This window comes from Pseudomonas sp. 5C2, from assembly GCF_034314155.1.
Lineage (GTDB): Bacteria > Pseudomonadota > Gammaproteobacteria > Pseudomonadales > Pseudomonadaceae > Aquipseudomonas.
The window spans coordinates 1,231,806-1,255,616 of sequence record NZ_JAVIWH010000003.1 but is presented as its reverse complement, the minus strand read 5'-3'; the positions used below and the strand labels follow the sequence as shown (position 1 = coordinate 1,255,616).

22 protein-coding genes are annotated in these 23,811 nt (G+C 56.9%); 4 read left to right on the top strand and 18 right to left on the bottom strand.

The window, feature by feature from the left end; all coding sequences use genetic code 11:
- Window positions 1-223 precede the first annotated feature (223 nt).
- On the top strand, window positions 224-721 hold the full coding sequence (locus RGU44_RS20565; RefSeq protein ID WP_322218865.1) for a hypothetical protein: 498 nt from the start codon (window positions 224-226) through the stop codon (window positions 719-721).
- A 273-nt stretch (window positions 722-994) separates the two neighbouring features.
- Here the strand turns inward: RGU44_RS20565 and RGU44_RS20560 are convergent, their stop codons facing one another.
- The 10 genes from RGU44_RS20560 to RGU44_RS20515 all read right to left on the bottom strand — a co-directional run bounded on the left by RGU44_RS20560 (window position 995) and on the right by RGU44_RS20515 (window position 11,765).
- Window positions 995-3,247, bottom strand: a complete 2,253-nt coding sequence (locus RGU44_RS20560; protein ID WP_322278484.1) for a glycoside hydrolase — start codon at window positions 3,245-3,247, stop codon at window positions 995-997.
- Between the two features lie 129 nt (window positions 3,248-3,376).
- On the bottom strand, window positions 3,377-4,396 hold the full coding sequence (locus RGU44_RS20555) for an ABC transporter substrate-binding protein (RefSeq protein ID WP_322218863.1): 1,020 nt from the start codon (window positions 4,394-4,396) through the stop codon (window positions 3,377-3,379).
- 39 nt (window positions 4,397-4,435) lie between these two features.
- On the bottom strand, window positions 4,436-5,290 hold the full coding sequence (locus RGU44_RS20550; RefSeq protein WP_322218861.1) for an ABC transporter permease: 855 nt from the start codon (window positions 5,288-5,290) through the stop codon (window positions 4,436-4,438).
- A gap of 188 nt (window positions 5,291-5,478) precedes the next feature.
- On the bottom strand, window positions 5,479-6,360 hold the full coding sequence (locus tag RGU44_RS20545) for an ABC transporter ATP-binding protein (protein ID WP_322218858.1): 882 nt from the start codon (window positions 6,358-6,360) through the stop codon (window positions 5,479-5,481).
- Window positions 6,361-6,376: 16 nt separating this feature from the next.
- Entirely contained in the window at window positions 6,377-7,273 is an 897-nt protein-coding gene (locus RGU44_RS20540) for a TauD/TfdA family dioxygenase (RefSeq protein WP_322177268.1), read from the bottom strand.
- Window positions 7,274-7,470: 197 nt separating this feature from the next.
- Window positions 7,471-8,253: a MetQ/NlpA family ABC transporter substrate-binding protein gene (locus RGU44_RS20535; protein ID WP_322218854.1), complete on the bottom strand. Its 783-nt coding sequence runs from the start codon at window positions 8,251-8,253 to the stop codon at window positions 7,471-7,473.
- A 206-nt stretch (window positions 8,254-8,459) separates the two neighbouring features.
- Window positions 8,460-9,410 carry a sigma 54-interacting transcriptional regulator gene (locus RGU44_RS20530; protein WP_322218852.1) on the bottom strand — a complete coding sequence of 317 codons (951 nt, stop codon included), beginning with the start codon at window positions 9,408-9,410 and terminating at the stop codon, window positions 8,460-8,462.
- Window positions 9,411-9,536: 126 nt separating this feature from the next.
- Window positions 9,537-10,118, bottom strand: a complete 582-nt coding sequence (locus RGU44_RS20525) for an alpha/beta hydrolase (RefSeq protein WP_322218850.1) — start codon at window positions 10,116-10,118, stop codon at window positions 9,537-9,539.
- A gap of 263 nt (window positions 10,119-10,381) precedes the next feature.
- Window positions 10,382-11,044, bottom strand: a complete 663-nt coding sequence (locus tag RGU44_RS20520; RefSeq protein ID WP_322177265.1) for a response regulator — start codon at window positions 11,042-11,044, stop codon at window positions 10,382-10,384.
- Between the two features lie 28 nt (window positions 11,045-11,072).
- Window positions 11,073-11,765: a Crp/Fnr family transcriptional regulator gene (locus RGU44_RS20515; RefSeq protein ID WP_322218847.1), complete on the bottom strand. Its 693-nt coding sequence runs from the start codon at window positions 11,763-11,765 to the stop codon at window positions 11,073-11,075.
- Between the two features lie 90 nt (window positions 11,766-11,855).
- Here RGU44_RS20515 and RGU44_RS20510 point away from each other — a divergent pair, with 90 nt between their 5' ends.
- On the top strand, window positions 11,856-12,380 hold the full coding sequence (locus RGU44_RS20510; protein ID WP_322218845.1) for a DUF962 domain-containing protein: 525 nt from the start codon (window positions 11,856-11,858) through the stop codon (window positions 12,378-12,380).
- A gap of 77 nt (window positions 12,381-12,457) precedes the next feature.
- On the opposite strand, the gene RGU44_RS20505 is transcribed toward RGU44_RS20510, so the two are convergent.
- The 6 genes from RGU44_RS20505 to dibA form a co-directional block, all read right to left on the bottom strand.
- Window positions 12,458-13,447: a sulfate ABC transporter ATP-binding protein gene (locus tag RGU44_RS20505; protein ID WP_322218842.1), complete on the bottom strand. Its 990-nt coding sequence runs from the start codon at window positions 13,445-13,447 to the stop codon at window positions 12,458-12,460.
- Between the two features lie 3 nt (window positions 13,448-13,450).
- Window positions 13,451-14,323 (bottom strand): sulfate ABC transporter permease subunit CysW, encoded by an 873-nt coding sequence (cysW, locus tag RGU44_RS20500; RefSeq protein ID WP_322177261.1) that lies wholly within the window; start codon window positions 14,321-14,323, stop codon window positions 13,451-13,453.
- 10 nt (window positions 14,324-14,333) lie between these two features.
- Window positions 14,334-15,155: a sulfate ABC transporter permease subunit CysT gene (gene cysT / locus RGU44_RS20495; protein WP_219063721.1), complete on the bottom strand. Its 822-nt coding sequence runs from the start codon at window positions 15,153-15,155 to the stop codon at window positions 14,334-14,336.
- A 91-nt stretch (window positions 15,156-15,246) separates the two neighbouring features.
- Complete coding sequence (locus RGU44_RS20490; protein WP_322218841.1) at window positions 15,247-16,254, bottom strand: sulfate ABC transporter substrate-binding protein; 1,008 nt, start codon at window positions 16,252-16,254, stop codon at window positions 15,247-15,249.
- A gap of 95 nt (window positions 16,255-16,349) precedes the next feature.
- Entirely contained in the window at window positions 16,350-16,532 is a 183-nt protein-coding gene (oscA, locus tag RGU44_RS20485) for a sulfur starvation response protein OscA (RefSeq protein WP_322218840.1), read from the bottom strand.
- Window positions 16,533-16,727: 195 nt separating this feature from the next.
- Window positions 16,728-18,647, bottom strand: coding sequence for a phosphodiesterase DibA (dibA, locus tag RGU44_RS20480; protein ID WP_322177258.1), 1,920 nt, complete (start codon window positions 18,645-18,647; stop codon window positions 16,728-16,730).
- A gap of 155 nt (window positions 18,648-18,802) precedes the next feature.
- On the opposite strand from dibA, the gene desA reads away from it, so the two are divergent.
- Both desA and RGU44_RS20470 read left to right on the top strand, forming a co-directional pair.
- Window positions 18,803-19,987 (top strand): delta-9 fatty acid desaturase DesA, encoded by a 1,185-nt coding sequence (gene desA / locus RGU44_RS20475; protein ID WP_322218839.1) that lies wholly within the window; start codon window positions 18,803-18,805, stop codon window positions 19,985-19,987.
- Between the two features lie 139 nt (window positions 19,988-20,126).
- On the top strand, window positions 20,127-21,116 hold the full coding sequence (locus RGU44_RS20470) for a sensor domain-containing diguanylate cyclase (RefSeq protein WP_322177256.1): 990 nt from the start codon (window positions 20,127-20,129) through the stop codon (window positions 21,114-21,116).
- 70 nt (window positions 21,117-21,186) lie between these two features.
- Here the strand turns inward: RGU44_RS20470 and RGU44_RS20465 are convergent, their stop codons facing one another.
- Entirely contained in the window at window positions 21,187-22,398 is a 1,212-nt protein-coding gene (locus tag RGU44_RS20465) for an HDOD domain-containing protein (RefSeq protein ID WP_322177255.1), read from the bottom strand.
- Window positions 22,399-22,529: 131 nt separating this feature from the next.
- Entirely contained in the window at window positions 22,530-23,810 is a 1,281-nt protein-coding gene (gene gabT / locus RGU44_RS20460) for a 4-aminobutyrate--2-oxoglutarate transaminase (RefSeq protein WP_322177254.1), read from the bottom strand.
- Between the last annotated feature and the right edge of the window lies 1 nt (window position 23,811).

The following is a 23,811-nucleotide window of genomic DNA, read 5'->3' as shown; positions in this document are numbered from 1 at the left end:
CTATCGTTTTGATAAATCAGCTCAGGCGACAACTAGCCTGACACCGGGGGGAGCCAACGTGTGGTAACCAACCGATATTTAGTGTGAGTGGGTTATCGCTAATTACTCTAGAAACCTGTTACTTCTGACAGTATTTGATAAAAACAAAAAACTCTATATTTTGTTCTCGCCGTTGCTAGACGGCGGAATAATCGCACTCTGCCATTAAACAAGGACGTAATCGATGCCCATTTCAACCAGTACCGTTCCTCGCAATCACGTGCTCAACGGCGATTTCGCAAAAAAATTTGCCGATTGGACAACTCAGGATATAGCACTTATCAAGTGGGCCCCTCCGCTGAATGGCCACGCGGCTATAAAGTTGCGCCCAGGCGTTCAGATCGAACAGATAATGGAGAATTCCCCACAGAAAACATTCACCTTGAAATTCAATGTGCGTGCTTCCGACCTTAAAGGTCCTGACGAAATCGGACTTTATGGCTTATTACTTTCCGGGAGAATAGAAAACGAGTTTTATTTAATGCCATTACCAGGGATTGCGCGCAGTGAATGGACAAGCCTGGAGTACGAATTTACTCCGCCGGTTGGCTTGCTGCCGGGTTTCCAACTCGTCGCTTCCTCGGCGTCCCCCCCAAAGCGAGAAATTTACAATCATAAAGCGGGCGAACCTGTTTTCCGCTACACAGCGATCGAATTCGATAGTTTTGAAGTTAACTATTGACCGGTGAAAACGTTATATCCACATAAATAGTATTGCCAAAAAGATAGCGCCTACAGAGTGTTTCAGATCCTGCAGGTGCTAACTTATGGGCGAAACATTCAACGTGGCCCTGTGGGGTCACCTTTTCCCTCTTTAGTCTGCCCCCGTTGTTCTTTACTCGGCGACAGATAATTGGAATGCCCCGGATCGGCGTCATGCCTGAATCCTGCAGGAGACAACGTGTTGGAGAGCGTTTCTTCGAAGATGCCCTGACTGACGGTGGCAGCAAATTGTTCAGCCTTCAAACTTCCCGTCAACGTGATATTCCGTCACCTGCCCGTCCGCCTCAAACGCTGTAATAGACTGTCCGGCAAAGCGCTTGCCGACGACCTCCCGCACCTGGCGATCAAAGTTGGCCACCAATCGCGTGCCATCGGTAAACGTGGTCTGCTGAACTTGCCGATCGGGCGTCAGCCAGCGGAATTCCGTCAAAGACTGAGTCCCCAAACGTTGGTGCAAAGGTTGGAAAAAAGCGTTCTGGCGCTCAATCAGCGGCAACCGATGCTTCAGCGTGTCAGCACTCAGGTGGTAAAGCGGCGGCACGTTGTAGAGCAGTTGTGTCAACTCGTTCTCCGCTCTCACGTTACTCAGCTTGACGTTGTCGAACAGCCAGTGATGAGTGGTGATCACCGAGCCATGGAACACCGCCTGATACAGGGGGAGCCTCGTAGCGGGATCGAAATGGACGGTTCGATAGGGTTCTTTGATCGGAACCTGCTTGAAGAATACGCTCGGCTGTTCTGGTGGGTACCAGTCACCCAGATAGTACGGTGACTGTTTGTTTTTGCTGAGGTCCGGATCGCCCCAACCAATAACCGGCGTCTGCATACCATGAGCGAACAGGATGCCTTGGGCGGTGACAGCATTTCCGTCTTCAGAGCCTGCGACCAGCTTCAAGGTTTCAGCGATCCAGCGTGAGGCATCAATATTGCCAGCGGCATTTTGCGCTTGGGTCATGCTGGCGTCAGGACGATAGCTGTCGAACAACATGCTGGTTGCGTAGGCATCGAGGAACCAACTGTTGAACCCGGCTTTAGCCTGAATCGCCTTTATTCGAGCCTCAAGTAAAGGCCGCACGCAGCGCGGGTCGGTGTAATGTCCTGACTGCTGGAACCCACTCTTGAACTCGCCGCGCTTCAATAATATGGCGCAATCGCGATAGGCGTCGTTTCCCAGATGCGCGGTAGTCCAGTCCGGGTTTTCCGTCGACGACAATGCCGTTTGATAAGAGTCGTATGGGGCCATCAGATAGCCAGCCTGTACGCCGGCGCGTATCGCCTCGGGATGCCACAGGCCGCCTTCCCAACCTTCGGCCACTCCCAGCCACAAACGCGTCAGCTTGGCGGCCTGGAGTTGCTTGATCGTCGTCTCGGACATGATGCTGCCCCACCGCTCAGGCTGCGGTGTCAGCGCCGTGACGAAAGCCTTCGCGAACTCCTCGCGCAGTTCGCCGTAGCGATTGGCCAACGCCTGCATATCCGGTCTGGCCGCCCCCTGCCAACTTTCTCGCGCGTTGGTGTTCAGGGCTTGATTAAGGCCGCTCAACAGGGTGGCCTGTTGGTAACGGCTAAGCGGGGGCTGGGCGATTTCCAGCATCTGCGTGGCTGCAGCATCAAGATAACCGCGCAACGCTGTAGCCAATGTTCCTTTGCCGCGCAGTAGTTCAAGCAAGCGCGGCCAACTGCGTACATCATCCGGCCCGAGTAAATCATTGCCCCATAAATAGATGTGACTGGCTCCCAGCAACTTCGCGGCTTCTGGGGTCTTCCGCAGTTTGTCGCTGAAGGTTTCATAGCGTCCAGCTTGAATCAGCCCCTGTCGATAGCGTTTGGCGCCAGCCAGCGGGTCGGCTTCGCCCAAATATAGGCTAAAGGTCAGCGGCGTCAACGGGGCCAGCGAGGTGAATTCATGACTGGCCGCAATCGCCAACCCCAGGCCTTCGGCGCTCAATGTCAGGCGGTTATTGTAGGGATTCGTCATCAGCCAGTTCAGGGTGAAACCGCCATGATCGATACCCCACAGCGGCAAGCTGAGGTCCTGAGTGGTATTGAATTCGCCCTGATCCAGCAGGAACCGCTGCCACACTGGATCACCTGCCGGGACGTAACGCCCTTCAGCAAGCGGCCATATCAAGCCCTTCCCCATCGCATGACCGGGTTGCCGGAGAAAAACCAGCTCACCGGGGTCTCGGGCTTGAATAGTCAGAGAGAGTTCACGCTGATCCAGCGTTGCGCTGAGCTGCCAGGCACCGTCATCCCACAGCCAGTTGATGCGCTCCGCATGCTTATCCAGAGCGCTGACCCGATGCGCAACCACTCCGGCGGAGGCTTGCACTGCTGCACCCCGGGCAGGAATGGCACGAATCGCCAGTGTTGCCGGGTCTATCTCTATTCGCCAATAGTCGTTTTCCAACCAGGTATCGGCGGCGGCCCATGGCGCCATTAACAGGGCGCAGATCAGCAGCCCTGAATACAAACATCGGTTCATGTAAAACATGCTGCCCCCGCGCGCCCGAAAATCGGCAACTGACTCGAAGTAGCAGAAATTAGTGGAAAACAAAAAAACTGTCTGTAGTACCGATCCTAAAAGATCGCAGCCACCATCTATGAGTAGAAATCAGCTTCCCGGCGCGCCATGTGCTTCTTCGAAGAAGAAGTCTTTCCAGCTATCAGCCTTGTTTTTCAGCACGCCCAGTTCGTGCAATTTGCTGGCGTAGATAAAGGTGCGCTGAGGGGTGATGGTGAAGTCGATTTCCGGGTCAGCGACGATTTTCTCGACGAAGGCCAATGGCAATTTCGATTGCTCCACACGAATGTAGGTCTGAGCAGCGGCAGGCTTGTCGGCCTTGATGATGTGCTCGGCTTCAGCCAGGGCGTCATAGAACGCTTTGTAGGTCTTGGGGTTTTCGTCGTGAAATTTTTCAGTGGTGTAGAGCACGTTGAACGTGGCCTGACCGCCGAGCACGTCATAGGAGCTGAGCACCTTATGCACCTTCGGGTTTTCCAGCTCCTGATACTGGAACGGCGGGCTGGAAAAGTGTGAACTGATTTCAGACCCGCCGGCGATCAACGCCGAGGTAGCATCCGGGTGCGGCAGGCTGACGGAGATCGTATCGAAGCGTTTGAAGTCGGCATCGCCAAACTGTTTGGCCGTTTCGATCTGCAACGTGCGTGACTGGAAGCCGACACCTGCGGCAGGCACGGCGATACGGTCCTTGTCAGTGAAGTCTTTCAAGCTCTTCACGTCCGGGTTGTTGCTAAGCAGGTAGTTAGGCATCGAACCCAGCGAAGCGATGGCCTTGACGTTCTGTTTGCCCTTGGTGCGATCCCAGAGGGTCAACATCGGAGGAACCCCGGCCGAGACCACATCCAGCGCACCGGCCAGCAATGCTTCGTTCATGGCCGTAGATCCCGAGATGCTGTTCCAGTCGACCTTGATGTCCAGGCCCTGCTGTTTACCGTGTTTCTCGATCAATTGCTGATCGCGCACCACGTCGAGAATCAGGTAACCGATACCGAATTGTTGGGCGATGCTGATCTTGCCTTCTGCTTGCACGCCGCTGCTCAGGAGTGCCCCGAATAAACCGAATGCCGTCGCAAGTGCTGTCAGCGCCGGACGCTTGAAAGAAGTGGCCATGTGATCCTCGCAATGCAGATAAGAAGGTTACGCGTGTTGTCAGCGCTGCATGCCCCAGCGTTTTACGGTCAGGCGTTCGATGTTGTTGAACAGCAGGTTTTCCACCAGCAAGCCGATCAAAATAACGGCGGCCAACCCGGCGAATACTTTGTCGGTATACAGCTCGTTGCGATTCTGAAAGATGTACCAACCCAACCCGCCTTTACCCGACGACGCACCAAACACCAGCTCTGCGGCGATCAACGTGCGCCAGGCGAAGGCCCAGCCAATTTTCAGCCCGGCCAGAATCGATGGCAGCGCGGCAGGGATCAGAATGAACCAGACGAAGCGCAGCCCCTTGAGGCCATAGTTACGCCCGGCCATGCGCTGGGTTTCCGAGACACCGAGAAAGCCCGCATACGTATTCAGTGCCAGCGCCCACAGCACCGAATGCACCAGCACGAAAATCAGGCTGTTCTCGCCTAGGCCAAACCACAGCAGCGACAACGGCAGCAAGGCAATCGCAGGCAACGGGTTGAGCATCGCGGTCAGCGTGCTGAGCAGGTCGCGGCCCAATTGCGTTGATACCGCCAGCGTCGTCAAGCCGAACGCAAGGATGATCCCGATCAGGTAGCCCTTGACCAGCACGGTCAGGGAAATCCAGACCTTGTTCAGCAACTCACCGGTGATGATGCCGTCGTAGAAAGCAGCGGCGGTCTGCAAAAAACTCGGCAGCAGCAGGTCATTGTTTTGCACACGCGCAGCCAGTTCCCAGATCACCGCCAGGGCGATCAGGATCACGCTTTTGCGCACCCAGCTCAGTTGCCAGATACGTTGCGTCAGCGGGATATCACGCGCCAGTGCCGCCTGAGTAAAAGGCGTCAGCGTGATTTCGTATTCCTCTCGGATGCTCATGCTCGAATTCTCTTGGTGGATCATGTCCAGGTAGGAGCTGACTTGTCTGCGAATCGGCTGCGCAGCAGTCGCAAAATGGCTGGATTCATCCCCGTATGAAGGTCCTCCGGGGCGGACGCGACCCCAGCCTTTCGCAGACAAGTCAGCTCCTACAGGGGTTAGCGTTTTTCTGGGAGACGGGGTCATGGTCAGTACGCTATGCGCACATCCTGGAAGCTCAGTTCGCGGTCCACCGGTTCGGTCCCACCCTCATCGAACAACAGGCGATGAATGCGTTGCGCGGTGTTTTGAAAACCGGCACCGCCGAGGCTGTTCAGGTCGTATTGATGGCTGTTGATTTCAGCCCGAACGCGGCCTGGATGGGGCGAAAGCAGCAAAATTCGGTTACCGACCACCAGCGCTTCTTCGATGGAGTGGGTGACGAACAACAAGGTGAAACGCACCTCGTCCCACAGCGCCAGGAGTTCTTCCTGCATCTTGCGTCGGGTCAGTGCATCGAGGGCGGCAAAGGGTTCGTCCATCAACAGGATTTTTGGCTGCATGGCCAAGGCGCGAGCAATCGCCACCCGCGCTTTCATACCGCCGGACAAGGTGTGCGGGTAGGCGTCGGCAAACGCGCTCAAGCCGACTTTGTCCAGGTAGTAACGCGCACGCTCTTCGGCCTCGCGACGCTTGAGAGTGCGAGACGCCACCAACGGGAAAATCACGTTCTGGATCACGGTTTTCCAGGGAGGCAACTGATCGAACTCCTGGAACACCACTATCCGGTCCGGGCCAGGTTCTTTGATTTGCACGCCCGCCAGACGGATCTGCCCTTCACTGGGCTGAATGAAGCCGGCCACAGCTTTGAGCAAGGTGGATTTGCCGCAGCCCGAGGGCCCCAGCAGCACGAAGCGATCCGCAGGGTCGATTTCAAAACTCACTTGATGAGTCGCCCGCACCACCCGCTCGGGGGTGCGGTACTCCAGGCTCACGCCCTGGACGTGCAACAAGGGCTCAGCCGTCTGCTGATTGACCTTGTGTGCGATAAAACTATCGCTGGCCGTGTGGTCCTGCAAAACAGCGTTCATGAAACAACTCCCTCGATCAGAACGGCGCATCACCTTGAATCGTGGTACGGAACAGCTTGCGGCGCAGTTCAGTGGGGCAACCCGCAGCCAAATGGATCAGCGAGCGGTTGTCCCAGAACACCAGATCATGGGGCTGCCATTGGTGCCGATAGACATGCTCTGGACGCACGCTGTGGGCATAGAGTTGATCCAGCAACTGGCGACTTTCGTCTTCCGGCAGGCCGACGATGCGCGTGGTGAATCCTTCGCTGACGAACAACGCCTTGCGCCCGGTTTCTGGATGGGTGCGCACAATCGGGTGAGTCACTTCAGCCACTTGTGCAAGCTGCTCCGACGTCAGCGCCGGGCGCCAGTTGGCGGCATTTTTGCCGTCGCTGTAGCGCGAGGTGTAGGAATGCACCGCCGAGAGGCCTTCGACCGCCTCACGCAGGGCGTGCGGCAACGTATCCCAGGCAACGTGCAGATTGGCGAACAACGTGTCACCACCTTCGTCAGGCAGCTCCTGGGCGTGCAGCATCGAACCGAGGCTCGGCAGTTCCTTGTAGGACAGGTCCGAGTGCCAATACTTGCCGGCATCGCCCAAGCCAATCGGCTGACCGTCCTCGACGATGTTCGAAACGATAAGAATTTCCGGATGGTTTTTTAGCAGGAACTGCTTGAGTACATGGATTTGCAGGATGCCGAAACGCCGACTGAAATCAATCTGCTGCTGCGGGGTGATGTGTTGATCGCGAAACACCACGACGTGGTAGTCCAGGTGCGCCTGATGGACACGGGCGAAGTCCGCATCGCTGAGAGGCCGGGACAGATCCAGGCCGATGATTTCCGCACCCACTTTTTCGGCGAACGAGCGTATGTCGAATGCTTGATCGGCTATGTATACAGATGAGGACGCTTGGGAGGCTGCTGGCATGAGAACTCCGACTCCGGGTGTGCTGGGTAACAAGAGTCAGAACTTTATAGGTATAAGAAACTTAATTTAAATACCGTTGGGGAATATAGATATCACTGAACACACTAGCGATCCGCCGGGCAGGTCAGTTCCAAACGCAAAAACGCCGACGCTAATGAAAGCCGCCGGCGTAAAAAACGTTAACGCTTGAATTCAGATCAGAACGCCGGCAGTACCGCGCCGTCGTACTTCTTGGCAATGAATGCTTTGACTTCAGGGCTGGTCAGCGCCTTGGCCAGTTTCTGGATTGCATCGCTGTGGGCGTTGTCTGGACGCGCCACCAGGAAGTTCACGTAAGGCGAATCAGCGCCTTCGAGAATCAGTGCATCCTTCTTCGGGTTGAGCTTGGCTTCCAACGCATAGTTGGTGTTGATCATGTCCAGATCAACCTGATTGTAAGCGCGCGCCAACATGGCCGACTCCAGCTCCTTGAACTTCAGGTTCTTGGGGTTGGTCTTGACGTCCTTTACCGTTGCCAGTGCGTCAGTCGGGTCGTTCAGGGTGATCAGACCGGCTTTCTCCAACAGCAGCAGTGCACGGCCAGCGTTGCTGCCTTCGTTTGGAATGGCAACAGTTGCGCCGTCCGGCAGGTCAGCCAGGGATTTGTACTTGGACGAGTAGCCACCGAACGGTTCGACGTGAACGCCGACGACGGTAACCAGATCAGCCTTCTTGCCTTTGTTGAAGCCATCCAGGTACGGCTTGGTCTGGAAGTAGTTGGCATCGAGCTTCTTCTGGAAAACCTGCAGGTTCGGCTGCACGTAGTCGTTGAAGACTTTGATTTCCAGGTCCACGTCTTCTTTTGCCAGCTCAGGCTTGATCAACTCAAGAATCTCGGCGTGCGGAACAGGCGTAGCGCCGACGACCAGTTTTTCACCGGCGTGGGCCAGGCCAATCGAAAGCGCAGCAGCGAGGGCGGTCAACAACAACGTCTTTTTCATGCGGTGTCCTTAGTGAAAGTCGCGGTCGTCACAAACGACGGCTTATCAGTGAGTTGCCGCTGATCATCGGTTGAACCTTATGACTCAGCGGCGTGAAATGGACATTACCGATATTTCTTATTCCATGACAATACTTTTTACGCCAATGGTTATGCTTTTTTGTGCTGACTAGCATTAAGCGCCACTCTCTCCGCGAAACACAGCGTCTAACGTGGGGTTTGCGACACGCGTTGGCTCAGGCGCTCCAGCAATCGCTGCAATTCCGACAGTTGCCCGGGATGCGCGAAAGCGAGCAAGTGCTCCGCTTGCTGCTCGATCTGCGCCAGAGGATTCGCGCTGTCGGGCAGATTAAGGTGTTCGGGCAAAATTTCATCGCCACTGCTGACCAACAGCGCGAAATGAATAACGTTCTCCAGCTCGCGAGTATTGCCCGGCCAACTGTGCCGCTCCAATACCTGTTGCGCAGTTTCACTGATCAGTGGCACCGGCAAGCCCAAACGCTGGCTGTAAATGCCGAGAAAATATTCGGCCAAAGACATGATGTCACCCACTCGCTCGCGTAACGCAGGCAGGTCCAGTCGACCTTCGCTGAGGTAGTGATAAAGCCGCTCGTTAAATTTACCGACGGCCACCGCCTGCGCCAGATCGATGCTGGTGGCGGCCACCAGACGCACGTCCACCGGGCTGGGTTGCTGGGCGCCAACGCGGGTCACTTCATGGTTCTCCAGCGCCGCCAACAGCTTGATCTGTATCGGCAGCGGCAAATCGCCGATTTCATCCAGGTACAAGGTCCCGCCATTGGCCGAACCGAACCATCCCGCACGACTGCTGGCGGAGCTGCTGTGAGCGCCGGCGGCATAGCCGAACAGCTCGGCATCGGCGTACGTCGGGCTGATCGCTCCGCAGTTCACTGACACGAATAAGCCCCCACGGTCGCTGGCGCGATGGATATGCCGGGCCAGCAGTTCCTTGCCGCTGCCGGTTTCGCCACGGATCAGCACCGGTAACGAGCGCGGTGCCAGTTGCTCCAGCTCTTCGCGCAACTGACGCGAGCGCGGGTCGACGAACACCAGCGCTTTGGCGCGAATGCTCAGCGGGCTTTTTTCCGCATCGGGGAAGGTCAATAACGGCTGACCAAAGGTTTCGTGAAGGCTCATGGCAAACTCCCGCCTGAGCCCTTGCGACGACTCACGCGTTAAAAATAGACAATAGGGCCCGAGGGTCCGGCGTGAAAATTATTGAGGGCGATGAGTAAAGCGCGGCGTCTGCCGCGCCGATTGAATTCAAGCGCGACGCCGAGCGTGGTGTTCCATTCGGTTTTGCAGGCGGTACAGATAGGCGAAGCCCTGCTCCCAGCGCTGATGGCCGGACTTCACATTGATGTGCCCCGCCCCCCTGAGAATGCCTGTTTCTGCACCCCAGTTATGAGCCAGCTCTAGCGCGCGCTGAGTACTGACCGCCGTGTCGTTATCCGAGCTGACCACTTGGGTCGGAAACGGCAGCAGGTGCCCAGGAATCGGTGCGAAATTACGTAACGCAGGCGAGCAGTTCGGCCGTTCAACGTCAGCCGGCGCCACGAGCAAGGCTCCGCGCACCTGACGCAGCGACTGCAAAGGCGCGAGTTCGGCCCAATGGGCAACGGTGATGCACCCCAGGCTATGAGCGATCAGGATCACCGGCGTGCTGTCAGCGGCAATCGCGCGCTGCAATTCACCGACCCAATCCTCGCGCCGCGGTTTGAGCCAGTCGGCCTGCTCCACGCGCGCGCTGTTGGGCAAACTGTTCTGCCAATGCGTTTGCCAATGGTCGTCAGGCGACCCTTGCCAGCCTGGCACGATCAGATAGCGGATCGACTCATTACGCATGGGGTGCGCCTCCTGCCTGTTTGCGTTCATGGGCAAAGTATAAGGACGCGGCATATATTCGTTAAGGAATAATAAGCTATTTATTAAGACCTTAAAAGAATATAAGAATTATAGATTCGGCAGGCAAAAAAAAGGACCGCCCCCTGCCTAAGGAGCGGCCCATAAAAAACTTACAATTCGAGCTTATCCAAACGCTGTGACAGAAACGTTACCGGGCAGAAAGCTGCCTATAGTGCATGTTGGAGTCAGCCAACAGAGCTCAATCAGCCTTCCAGCACCTCCAACTGATAGCCCACAACACCCACGGTATGAATCAGTTTCGGCAAGTAGCGCTCATCGATTTTAGAGCGCAGGCGATGGATGGCGATTTCGACCTTGTCCATGTCATTGTTGAACACCTGCGAAGCGATCAGCGCGCGTGAAATGACATCACCCTGACGGCTGACCAGCAACTGCAGCAGTTCGAACTCCTGATCGCTCAACGAGATCCGTTGCCCGCCACGACTAACGCGCTGGAGTGGTACGTCGATTTCCAGATCGGCAATAGAGTAGCTGTCGGCAGTACCGGTTGGCCCACGCCGCAGCAAGGTCCGAACCCGGACCAACAGTTCCTCAAGGGTAAAGGGCTTGAGCAGGTAATCATCGGCACCCAGTTCCAGCCCGCGCAGCCGGTCTTCCATGGTATCGCGGGCGGTCAGGAACAACACGGGCGTATTGCCGCGCTGACGGACCAGTTGCAGCAGTTGCCAGCCATTCAGGCCAGGCAACATGGCATCGAGAATGATCAGGTCGTAGGCATTCTCTTCGACGAAATGGCGGCCGGACAGGCCGTTATCCGCGACGTCGACCCTAAACCCCGACTCGCCAAGCCCCTTGGCCAACTGATTGGCGGTACTGAGATCGTTTTCCACTAACAGCAAACGCATGGTGCACCTCATTTATCGTGCGTCTAGGCTAGGCTGATTGCGAGGCCGCCGCACGCAGTTTATCCAGGTCAAGAATCCTGATTTCGCCATAACTGATGTCCAGGACACCCTGAGCCTGAAAATCGTTGAGGATTTTGTTGATGGTCTGGCGAGACATCGACAGCATTTGCGCCAACGGCTCCTGAGGCAGCTCGATCACCTCTCGCGAGCGATTGATCTCGCCATACCCTTCGGCGATCAACAGTAAGCGACAGGCCACGCGCGCGGCGGCAGGCAACAAGCTTTGCTGCTCGAGATGAACGAACGTCAGGCGTAGTTTCTGACTCATCAACAAGGCGAAATGGCGCCAATACTGAGGCTCTTTTTCCAGCAGAGTCACCAGCGCCGACTGCGGGACCTGCAACAGAATGCTGTGGGCTTCGGAAAATGCGTCATGGGTGCGCGGCAGGCCATCGAACAACGACACCTCGCCAAACCAGTAAGGCAGCTCGATCCGCGACAGCAACGTCTGCTTGCCTTGCTCGCTGACCGAGCCAATACGAATCGCGCCTTCGAGCACCGCATACAACCCACACGGCGGATCGCCGCGCCGGAACAACGGCTTACCTGGCGTCAGGCGTCGCGTTTTCGCGGCATTGAGCAAGCTATCCTGTAAACCAGCCGGCAGATTGCTGAACCAGTAGCCGGTCAGCAGTCGGGTCCGCCATACAGCTCCGCTCATATGAACTCCTTAATTGCAGACTTTGTCGGGTAACAGACAAAGCCCTTTCAAATCCCGAGGCATGATCATCGTTCCACAGGAGGAATAACAATGAAAAACCTCGTTGATCATCTCAGTCAATACGCCGCCTACCATCGCGACACACGCAACATCGTCAGCCACTTTATCGGCATTCCGCTGATTGTCATTGCGGTGGCCGTGCTCCTTTCGCGCCCCGGCGCAGTGATGAGCGGCGTATGGCTTTCGCCCGCAACCCTGCTGGCGCTGGCGTCTACAGGGTTCTATTTGCGCCTGGACATGCGGTTAGGTGTGGTGATGGGCGCCCTGCTCGGCCTATCCCTTTGGACAGGACACACGCTCGCCGTGCAGTCGACGCTGGTCTGGCTGAGCAGCGGCGTCGGTTTGTTTGTCGTCGGTTGGGCGATTCAATTTGTCGGCCATTTTTACGAAGGGCGTAAACCGGCGTTCGTTGACGATGTGTCGGGGCTGATCGTCGGGCCACTGTTCGTGGTGGCCGAAGTGGCATTTTTGCTGGGGCTGCGACAGTCACTCAAGCACGCCATGGAAGAGCGTGTCGGACCTACCGGTATTCGCGGGAAGAAAGCGCTGGTTTGATCAACGCCATTAGCTCCACACAGCCTGCACAGGCGAATGGTTTGACGCGGCGTGCCGAACACGCCGCGTCAAAAAGATCAGCTACCCGCCAGTTTCTGCCAGACCTTCGGCTTGAAGAACAAGGTGTCGCCACGCGTCAGACCGATCAGGCTGTCGTGGTCTTTCACCACTTCGGCTTCGATCAGTTCGCTTTGACCTTCGACCTTCAAGGTCACACGAGTGGTGGCGCCCAGCGGCCGGATATCACGCACTTCGGCCGCGTGGTGGTCTTCCAGTTCATGCCGCGACAACGACACCTCATGCGGGCGGAACAGCACGTGGTTATCGTCGCCCAGGTGCAGACGGTTGGAGTCACCCAGGAAGTGGTAAACGAAGTCGCTGGCCGGGTTTTCATACACCTCGCCCGGTGAACCGATCTGCTCGATCACGCCCTTGTCCATCACCACGATGCGGTCTGCCACTTCCATGGCTTCTTCCTGGTCGTGGGTCACGAAGACCGAGGTCAGGTTGATGTCTTCGTGCAGGCGCGCCAGCCAGCGGCGCAGCTCTTTACGGACCTTGGCATCCAGCGCGCCGAACGGTTCATCAAGCAGCAGCACTTTAGGCTCGACCGCCAACGCACGGGCCAGCGCGATACGCTGACGCTGACCGCCGGACAACTGTTCCGGATAACGGTCCGACAACCAATCGAGCTGCACCATGTTCAGCAGTTCATGAACCTTGACCGCAATCTGACTTTCGGTCGGACGCTGGTTCTTCGGTTTCATGCGCAAACCGAACGCGACGTTGTCGAACACCGTCATGTGGCGAAACAGTGCGTAGTGCTGGAACACGAACCCGACATTGCGATCACGCACATCGTGCCCGGAGACGTCTTCTCCGTGGAAAACGATGCTGCCCTCATCAGGGGTTTCCAGGCCGGCAATAATACGCAGCAAGGTGGTTTTGCCACAGCCTGACGGGCCCAGCAGGGCCACCAGCTCACCGCTTTGAATGTCCAGATTGATGGAGTTCAGGGCCTGGAAGGCGTTGAAACGCTTGCTGACGTTACGGACTTCGATCGACATGAATTATTCCTCCGCCGCACTTTGGCGCAGACGGGTAATGCGCGACTCGCTCCACTGCTTGAGCAGCAGGATGAACAGCGCCAGGATCAGCAACAGGCTCGCCACGGCAAACGCTGCAACGTGGTTGTATTCGTTATAAAGGATCTCAACGTGCAACGGCAGGGTGTTGGTGACGCCGCGAATGTGCCCGGAAACCACCGAGACCGCGCCGAACTCACCCATGGCCCGCGCGGTACACAGCACCACGCCGTAGATCAAACCCCACTTGATGTTCGGGACCGTGACGTGCCAGAACATCTGCCAGCCGTTGGCCCCCAACAGCCGCGCCGCCTCTTCTTCCTGCGTGCCTTGCTCCTGCATCAACGGGATCAGCTCGCGAGCAACAAACGGCACGGTCACGAAAATAGTCGCCAGCACGATACCCGGCAAGGCAAACACGATCTGGATGTCGTGATCCTGTAGCCAAGGCCCGAACAAGCCTTGAGCGCCGAACATCAGGACGTAGACCAGACCGGCGATTACCGGTGACACCGAAAACGGCAAGTCGATCAGGGTCACCAGCATACTTTTGCCACGGAACGAATACTTGCTCACGCACCAGGCAGCGCTGACGCCGAACACGACATTGAGCGGTACCGAAATCAGCACGGCGATCACGGTGAGTTTGAGCGCCGACAATGCGTCCGGCTCGAAGATCGCGGTGAAGAACGCACCCAGTCCGTTTTTCAGGCCTTGAGAGACCACAATGAACAACGGCAGCCCCAGAAACAGGATAAAAACCAGCCAGCCAAGACCGATCAGAATCCTTCGAGACACTGCGCTGCCACGACGGGCAGCGTTGGCGGAGGCGGCAGCAGAAACAGTTGAGTAAGACATACGCGCCTCCTTAGGATGGGGTTTCGATGCGACGCTGCAACAAGTTGATCAGCAGCAGCAGGACGAAAGAAACCATCAGCATCATCACGCCAATGGCAGTGGCGCCGGTGTAATCGTATTGATCGAGCTTGACCATGATCAGCAGCGGCAGGATCTCGGTTTTCATCGGCATGTTGCCGGCAATGAAAATCACCGATCCGTACTCGCCGACGCCACGCGCAAAGGCCAGGGCGAACCCGGTCAGCCATGCGGGAAGCAGGGCCGGCACCAGAATATAGCGGAACACCTGCAACGGCCTCGCGCCCAGGCAGGCGGCGGCCTCTTCGACTTCACGCGGGATATCGGCCAACACCGGCTGCACCGTGCGCACCACAAACGGCAGCGTGACAAAGGTCAGGGCGAGGGTGATGCCAAGCGGGGTGTAAGCAATCTTGAAGCCCAGGTCGGCGGCGAACTGCCCTACCAGGCCTGTCGGCGTATACAGCGCCGTCAGGGCGATACCGGCAACAGCAGTCGGCAGCGCGAACGGCAGGTCGATCATCGCATCGATGATCTTGCGCCCGGGGAAGGTGTAACGCACCAGCACCCAGGCCAGCAGTGTGCCAATCACGCCATTGATGATGGCGGCATAAAATGCGGTGCCAAAACTCAGCTTCAAGGCGGCAACCACACGCGGGGCAGTGACGATGGCCCAGAATTGATCCCACGTCAGCTGGGCAGCATGGATGAACATGGCAGCCAGCGGGATCAACACAATCAAGCTGAGGTACACCAAGGTGTAGCCCAGCGTCAGCCCGAAGCCGGGTATGACGGGGGAAATACGACGCGACATAAAAGTCCTTGGTTAACGCACGAAGCCCGGAAATGAATCCGGGCTAAAGGCCAAACTAGGCGATACGCTTTTCAACGTAGCGCTGCACAGGCTATTGCGCCTGGTAAATCTGGTCGAACACGCCGCCATCATTGAAGAATTTCGGTTGCGCAGTTTTCCAGCCACCGAAGTCTTTGTCGATAGTCACCAGGTCCAGTTTAGGGAATTGCCTGGCATATTTGGCCGCCACTTCTGCGTTACGTGGGCGGTAGAAGTTTTTTGCGGCAATTTCCTGACCGGCCGGGCTGTACAGATGCTCCAGGTAAGCAGTGGCAATTTCACGGGTGCCTTTCTTGTCGACGTTCTTGTCGACAATCGATACCGGCGGCTCGGCCAGAATCGACAGCGAAGGTACGACGATGTCGAACTTGTCAGCGCCACCGTCTTCTTTCAGTGCCAGGAACGCTTCGTTTTCCCATGCCAGCAACACGTCACCCTGACCACTATTGACGAAGGTAATGGTTGAACCGCGAGCGCCCGTGTCGAGAACCGGCACATGCTTGAACAAGGCCTGCACGTATTCCCGCGCCTTGGCTTCGCTACCACCGGCCTTCAGACCATAAGCCCACGCGGCAAGGAAGTTCCAGCGTGCGCCGCCAGAGGTTTTCGGGTTAGGGGTGATGACCGACACGTCATTCTTGATCAAGTCGCCCCAGTCTTTGATGCCTTTAGGGTTGCCCTTGCGTACCAGGAACACGATGGTTGAAGTGTATGGCGTGCTGGCATCCGGCAGGCGGGTTTGCCAGTTCTCGGGCAAGGTTTTGCCGATTTTCGCAATTTCGTCGATGTCGCCAGCCAGGGCCAAAGTCACCACATCCGCGCGCAGACCGTCGATCACCGCACGCCCCTGCTTGCCTGAACCACCATGGGATTGCTGAATTTTCACAGTATCGTCAGCGTGGGTCTTCTTCCAGAAACTGATGAACTCAGCGTTGTAATCCTGGTACAGCTCGCGCGTCGGGTCGTAGGACACATTCAGCAGCTCAATGTCCTTGGCAACGGCGGAACCTGCAAAAACAGCGCTGGCGAGCGCGGCCAAGGCAAAGCGACGAATAGACATGGTGAAGCTCCTGGACAATTCTTTGATTGTTGGCTTTTGCTTGATGGGTCGAACTCATCTCCCTGTGGGAGCTGGCGGACGCCTGGATCCGCAGGTCAACTGGTCTTGTTGCTCGGGGTCTGTAGGCGGAATTTTTCTTTGCGTTCGATCTGAACCACTTGCGCGTTATGCACAGTGATTTCCACTGCGCCGAAGCGCAGGTCGCGCAACGCACTCTGAATTTCGCGCAGGATGCTTGCTTCGTCCTGGCCGTCAACACTGCGTAGAGATGCGCTCATGATTCTTCTCCTTGATAAGAGGTGCCTGCAGTAGCGATTCGCGGGCAACTGCTTGTGGCGTGGAGGTAATCTTAGAGAGGCGCAGTTATTCTTAAAAAGACTATTTAAGAATGCAGATATAACCAAAAAGAATTTAGAGATATTTCCTGGCAAGGAAACGTATTGCGCGTTTCCAGCAACGTGACATTCGGGTGCTCAGGACAACGTCACCACATGGTGTAAATCCAGCTTTTCAGCCGGCTGTGGACGGCCAAACCAGTAGCCCTGGCCCTGCTCGCAATGGTTTTCCAGCAGGAAACTCGCCTGATCGGGACGCTCGATGCCTTCGGCCAGCACCTGCATTCCCAACGTTTGCGCAAGCGCGATGATCACTCGAACGATGGCGACATCATCCTCGTCATGGGGCAAACCGGCGATAAAGCCCTGATCGATTTTCAGTTTCTGCACCGGCATGCGTTTGAGCCGCAGCAACGATGAATAGCCCGTGCCAAAGTCATCAATGGCCAGTCGCAGGCCCAACTCGCGCAGGCGATGCAGTTGCTCGATGGCCATGTCCGGATCTTCCATCACCGCACTTTCAGTGACCTCCAGTTCCAGAAAACGCGAATCAAGCCCCGTGTCGCGAAGAGCCTGCGCGACGTGCTGATACATATCGCTGCGACCAAACATCCGACTAGAAACATTCACCGCGACAAATTCAAGGCCGACCCCGGCTTTGCGCCAATCACTCATCTGCTGGCAGGCGTGCTTGAGCACCCAAATGTCGATATCGGCGATCAAGCCACTTTGTTCGGCAACCGGAATAAAGTCGCCCGGGGACACCAGCCCCCGTTCAGGATGCTGCCAGCGGACCAGCGCTTCGACCCCGGACATACGGCCGCTGGAAAGGTCATGTATCGGCTGATAAAACACCCGCAACTCCTCGTGCGCTATGGCGCGACGGAGCTCACTGGCCAATTCGACCCGCTGCTGCGCATGCGCGGTCAGCTCTTCGGTATACAAGGCATACCCTTCGCGGCCTTCGCTTTTAGCCTTGAATAACGCCGAATCCGCGTTGCGCAGCAGTTGCTCGGCATTCAGGGCATCACTGGGGAACAGGCTGATGCCCACGCTTGCGCTGATAAACAGCTGATGGCCCTCGAACACGAACGGTTTCTTCAAACCCTCGATGACTCTTTGAGCCAGTTCTGCGGCCTGTGCCACCTGCTGGCAGTTTTCTGCCAACACGGCGAACTCATCCCCCCCGAGCCGAGCCAGGGTGATGCCGTTGCCGAGCAATGTATTCAGGCGCTCAGCCACAATTTTGAGCACCTGATCGCCAACGTTATGCCCAAGACTGTCGTTGATGTTCTTGAAGTGATCCAGATCGATCAGCAATAACGCACAGCCACGCTTGTTGGCCTGGGCATGCTCCAGAGCTTGCTCGGTACGGTCGGTAAACAATAGACGATTAGGCAGACTGGTCAGCGGATCGAAGTGCGCCAGGTGCACCAGTTCGCGCTGCGAACGCTTGATGGCGGAGATGTCCGAAAATACCGCCACATAATGGCTGATTTCACTGTTCTCATCCTTGATGACGCGGATGCTTTGCCATTGCGGAAAAATCTCGCCGTTTTTACGACGGTTCCAGATCTCACCGCTCCATTGACCGCTGGCGTTCAACGCCTGAAACATGGTCTGGTAAAATTCAGGTCCGTGGCGGCCAGACTTGAATTTTTTCGGGTTAAGTCCGAGCACTTCGTTTGCCTGGTAACCGGTAATTTCCATGAAGGCCCGGTTCACATGCACGATCAAACCCTGCTTGTCAGTGACCACGACGCCTTCGCACGTGCAATCGAACACCGCCTCCGCTTGGCTCAAGCGCTCCTGGTCCTGCTTTTTCAGCCCGGCTCGGGCAGCGGCGGCCATGCAGCCGAGGAGCCGGGTGCGGGCGAAAAAAATCAGCACGGCGCTGAAAATCAGCCATGCATAGGCATTTACCAACTGCCATTGGTCGAAACTAGCCTGATCCTGGATCAGATGCCGAAGCGAGGCATTGCTGATCTCAAGCCACAAAGCCGACACCAGCGCGTAGAGCAGGGCCGTCCGCAGCGCATTGCGAGAAGAAAGTGACATAAAATTAAAAAAAACCTTACGAAAGGCGCGGATTATAGAGTAGAAACATCCGGCGACTCTTATCTAAAAGTGCGACTGGTTTTATCAGCTGAGTCAGTGATAATGCCTGCTGCTGCTTTTATATTCATCGAGCATTTTTGAGGGCAACACATTTTATGTGGAACAACGGTCTTCTTGATTTATCAGTTTGGCAACTGGTGGTAGCCATCCTGTTGATGACCCATGTGACCATTGTCGGCGTCACGGTTTATCTACATCGCTACTCCGCCCATCGTTCGTTGGAACTCAACGCTGGGCTCAAACACTTTTTCCGTTTCTGGCTGTGGTTGAGCACTGCCCAGAACACCCGTGAGTGGACCGCCATTCACCGCAAGCATCACGCCAAATGCGAAACCGTCGATGATCCACACAGTCCTGTGATCAAAGGGCTGTCTACTGTACTGCGCAAAGGCGCCGAATTGTATCGCGCTGAAGCGGAAAATCCGGACACACTTCGCATCTACGGCAAAAATTGTCCGAACGACTGGATCGAACGCCACTTGTACACTCGTTTCCCTCTCCTCGGGATCTCGATAATGGCGGTGATCGACCTCGCGTTGTTCGGCGTGATCGGCATCACCGTCTGGGCGATACAGATGATGTGGATTCCCTTCTGGGCCGCAGGCGTCGTCAATGGTCTTGGTCATGCCGTGGGCTACCGTAATTTCGAATGCCGTGACGCGGCGACCAATCTGGTGCCATGGGGCATCCTGATCGGCGGCGAAGAGCTGCATAACAACCATCACACCTACCCGAACTCGGCCAAGTTGTCGGTCAAGAAGTGGGAGTTCGACATGGGCTGGGCCTGGATCAAGGTTTTCAGCTTCTTCCGTCTGGCTAAGGTTCAACGCGTTGCGCCTATCGCCCACCGGGTTGAAGGCAAGGGCCATGTTGACATGGATACCGCCATGGCAATCCTCAACAATCGCTTTCAGATCATGGCTCAGTACCGCAAATTGGTGATCGCGCCGCTGGTGAAACAAGAACTGACCAAGGCCGATGTGTCGGTACGCCATCAGTTCCATCGCGCCAAGCGCCTGCTCTCTCGAGAAACCAGCCTGCTTGATGACAAGCACCATCTGCACATCCATACCATGCTTGAACACAGCCAAGCACTGAAAGTGATCTACGAGAAGCGCTTGGCATTGCAACATATCTGGCTAAAAACCAGCACCAACGGTCACGACATGCTCGCCGCGATCAAAGAGTGGGTTCATGAAGCCGAAGCCAGTGGTATCCAGTCACTGCGTGATTTCGCCAGCCAACTGAAAACCTACTCGCTACGGCCTGTCGCCGTCTGACACCGTTGATCGGCGCGCCCCGCCCGGGAGCGCGCCTGCTGGAACTTCATGTCCTACTTTCTATCTGAATGAATAGCTCACTATTTCGGTGGGCTCACTTGTGGCTGTGCGCCGCACATCTTCTAGAGATGCAGTGCTCATGGACAGACAGACACCCATTAACCAGCCCTCTCCCACCGACCTGCCGCCTTCCGCGGAAACCCTCCTGGCGCTGATGCACGCCCAAGCAGAAGTCGCACGCCTGAGCGAACGAGAACAGCTTTTCAGTTCGCTGCTGGTCAGCGTCAACGCGGTGTTATGGGCGTTCGACTGGGAAACCCAGCAAATGATTTACGTCAGCCCGGCCTATGAGCAGATTTTCGGGCGCTCGGCCGGCCTGTTGCTCGCCGACTACAACGAGTGGCGCGACAGCATTTACCCCGACGACCTGGACTATGCCGAACGCAGCCTGACCCAGGTGCTGGACAAGGGCGCCATCGAAGACCGCGAATACCGGATCATCCGTTCAGACGGGCAGGTTCGCTGGCTGAGCGACAAATGCTTTATCAGTCGCCAGGAACTCGGACAGCGTCTGATTGTGGTGGGTATCGCCGAAGACATCACCGAAAAGAAGCAGCTTGAAGGCGAACTTCAACGTCTCGCCACCACTGATGTGCTGACCCAGAGCAGTAACCGTCGGCACTTTTTCGAATGCGCTCAGCATGAGTTCGAACAGGCTCGCTTGCAGGGCTTGCCCTTGGCGTTTTTGCTCCTGGACATCGATGATTTCAAGTTGGTCAACGATACATACGGCCATCAGGAAGGCGATCAGGTGTTGCAACGCATCGCCGAGAGTGGACGTTCAGCTCTGCGTCGAGGCGATGTGTTCGGACGTATCGGCGGGGAAGAGTTTGCCGCCGTGCTCCCTGGGTGCGCACCGGACATGGCCAAGCAAATCGCCGAACGGCTGCAGCGGGAAATCCAGCGCCTGAGCTTCCAGTGCAACAACCAGGCATTCGGCATCACCGTAAGCCAGGGCCTGACCAACCTCCGCGACGATGACCTTGGCCTGGAAGTTCTCTACGCTCGGGCCGATGCCGCGATGTACCAAGCCAAACGTCAGGGCAAGAATCAGATTGTCTTGGTCTGAAGGTTTTCTGTCCCTGATGCAGCCTTTTCGCGATTTTTTCGCGAAAAATGGCCTATTGGCCAACGAAGATTTACGTCTTGCGCAACCGCCCCAGCTCTGATGCCCCGATCTTCAAGAGACGGGCCGGTTTGCTGTTGGCCAGTGCATCAACGCCCTCTTCCGGGCCGAGCAGCGCCAGTTGCGCCGCCACGTTCATAGCCAGGGCCTCGCGCGAGTACACGCCTCCGCCGAAGTGATAGACCGCCGCGATCAACTCACGCAGTTCCAGTGGCAAGCGCCAGCGCGTGCGCAGAGCCGAACCGAACCCCGCACCGAATTGCGCCAACGACTCGCTGACCGCCTTCTCATCCAGCTCACCACCGGCCAGCATCCAGTCCTGCAAGCAACGCAACACCGTCAAATCACCCAGACTGTGCAGCAATCCGGCACAGAAACAACGCTCTTGGTCCAGATCCAGCAAACGCGCAAGCGAGCGCGCGTATTCAGCCGCGCGGCTCGACTGCTCCCAAAAACGCTGGGCGTGGGTGATCAGCCCTTTGTCCGTCAGCCTCGCCCCGCGCTTCATAGCCAGGCCAAGGAGCAGATTAACACTCTGCGTCGGGCCCAGCGCCTGCAGCGCCTGCGGCAAGGTCTGCACGCCTTTGCCCAAGTGCTGCGCCGCACTGTTGGCCGCAGCGATCAATACTGCCGTGATATGCGGGTCAGCTCGCAGTTCCTGCTCCAGCAGCCGCAAATCCGCGCCGGTCGCACCCTGACTGCTCCTCAGCGCCTGATGCACATCCACCCGCAAGGGCGCGCCATCTGCGGTTTCCCGGCGACTTTCAAGGAACTGCGACAGACTCAAACCAGGTGCCAATGCCGGAATTTCGACAGCGACCGGCTCACTCGACTGAAGCAGCAAATCTTCCAGGCGTTGGCGCAGACCGTCCATATTCAAAGGCTTGGTCAAGTAAGCGGTGGGCGCCAGCGGCAATGCCTCGCGCACGCTGGCGCTGTCATTGCGGCTACTCAGCAGGATAAAAGGCAACGTCGGCTGACGACGCTGTTGACGCACCCCGCGCAGCAGGTTCAAGCCATCGGAGCCCGGCAGTTCCCAACCGGCAATCACCAGATCGGGGTGGTGATGACTCAACCAGTCTTGCGCCTCCAGCCCTTCGGAGCACACTTTCAGATCAGCATCACCGCGCACGCTCAGGACTAATTCGGTCAGCATGTCGCGCACCCAAGGGTCAGCCTCAGCGATCAAAACACGGGGTGCAGTGGGCGGTTCAAGAACAGTCATTCCGGGCTCTCCGACAGCGATACCCGCACTCTATCCAAACAAACCGTGGGGATATAGGCGCTAAGCGCAAATGCTTGTCCTAAAACAAGAAAAACCCGCCGAAGCGGGTTTTTTTGCTTACTTACTCACACTTATGCGAGTTCAGCGAAGCACTCTTCCATGATCGCCAGGCCTTTGTCCAGCAACTCGTCAGGAGCAGTCAGAGGCACCAGAACGCGCAACACGTTGCCGTAAGTACCGCACGACAGCAGGATCAGACCCTTGTCGCGCGCTTTGGCTACAACCTGAGCCACAGCAGCCGCGTTAGGCTTGTGCGGATCACCGCCTTCAAACAGCTCGACAGCGATCATCGCGCCCAAGGCACGAACGTCACCGATTACTGGGTACTTGGCTTGAATCGCGCGCAGGCCCGTCACCAGGCGCTCGCCAACCGCTTTGCAACGCTCCAGCAGGTGCTCTTCTTCAAACACGTCCAATACGGCCAGTGCAGCAGCGCATGCAATCGGACTACCTGCATAAGTGCCACCCAGGCCGCCTGGAGCGATGGCATCCATGTACTCAGCTTTGCCGCAAACGCCAGCCAACGGGAAACCGCCAGCAATCGACTTGGCGAAGGTGGTCAGGTCGGCAGATACGCCCATCTGTTCCATCGCGAAAAACGTACCGGTACGACCAGCGCCAGTTTGAACTTCGTCCGCGATCAGCAGAATGCCGTGCTTGTCGCACAGGGCACGCAGGCGAATCATGAACTCTTTCGGCGCAACGTAGAAACCACCTTCGCCCTGAACAGGTTCGATGATGATTGCGGCGATATCACGTGGCTCGGCGTCATTTTTGAAGATGCGCTCGATGCTGGCAATGGAGTCGTCAACCGTCACGTCGTGCAGTGCACATGGGTACAGCGCGCGGAAGATGCCGCCCGGCATCAGGCCCATGCCGGCCGAGTAAGGCACGACTTTACCGGTCAGACCCAGGGTCATCATGGTCCGGCCGTGGTAAGCGCCAGTGAACGCGATGATACCGGCACGGCCAGTGGCGGCGCGGGCAATTTTCACAGCGTTTTCTACCGCTTCGGAACCGGTGGTGACCAGCAGGGTTTTCTTCTCGAAATCACCTGGCACCTTGGCGTTGATCTTTTCGCACAGCTCAACGTACGGTTCGTAGGCCAACACCTGGAAACAGGTGTGGGTCAGCTTGGTCAGTTGTTCTTGCACGGCCGCGATAACTTTCGGGTGCAGGTGACCGGTGTTGAGTACCGCGATACCGCCCGCGAAGTCGATGAACTCACGACCTTCAACGTCGGTAACAGTAGCGTTTTTCGCGGAAGCCGCGAAGATCGGGTGGATCTGGCCCACGCCGCGCGGAACAGCGGCATTGCGGCGTTTCATCAAGGATTCGTTGGTCTGGCTCATA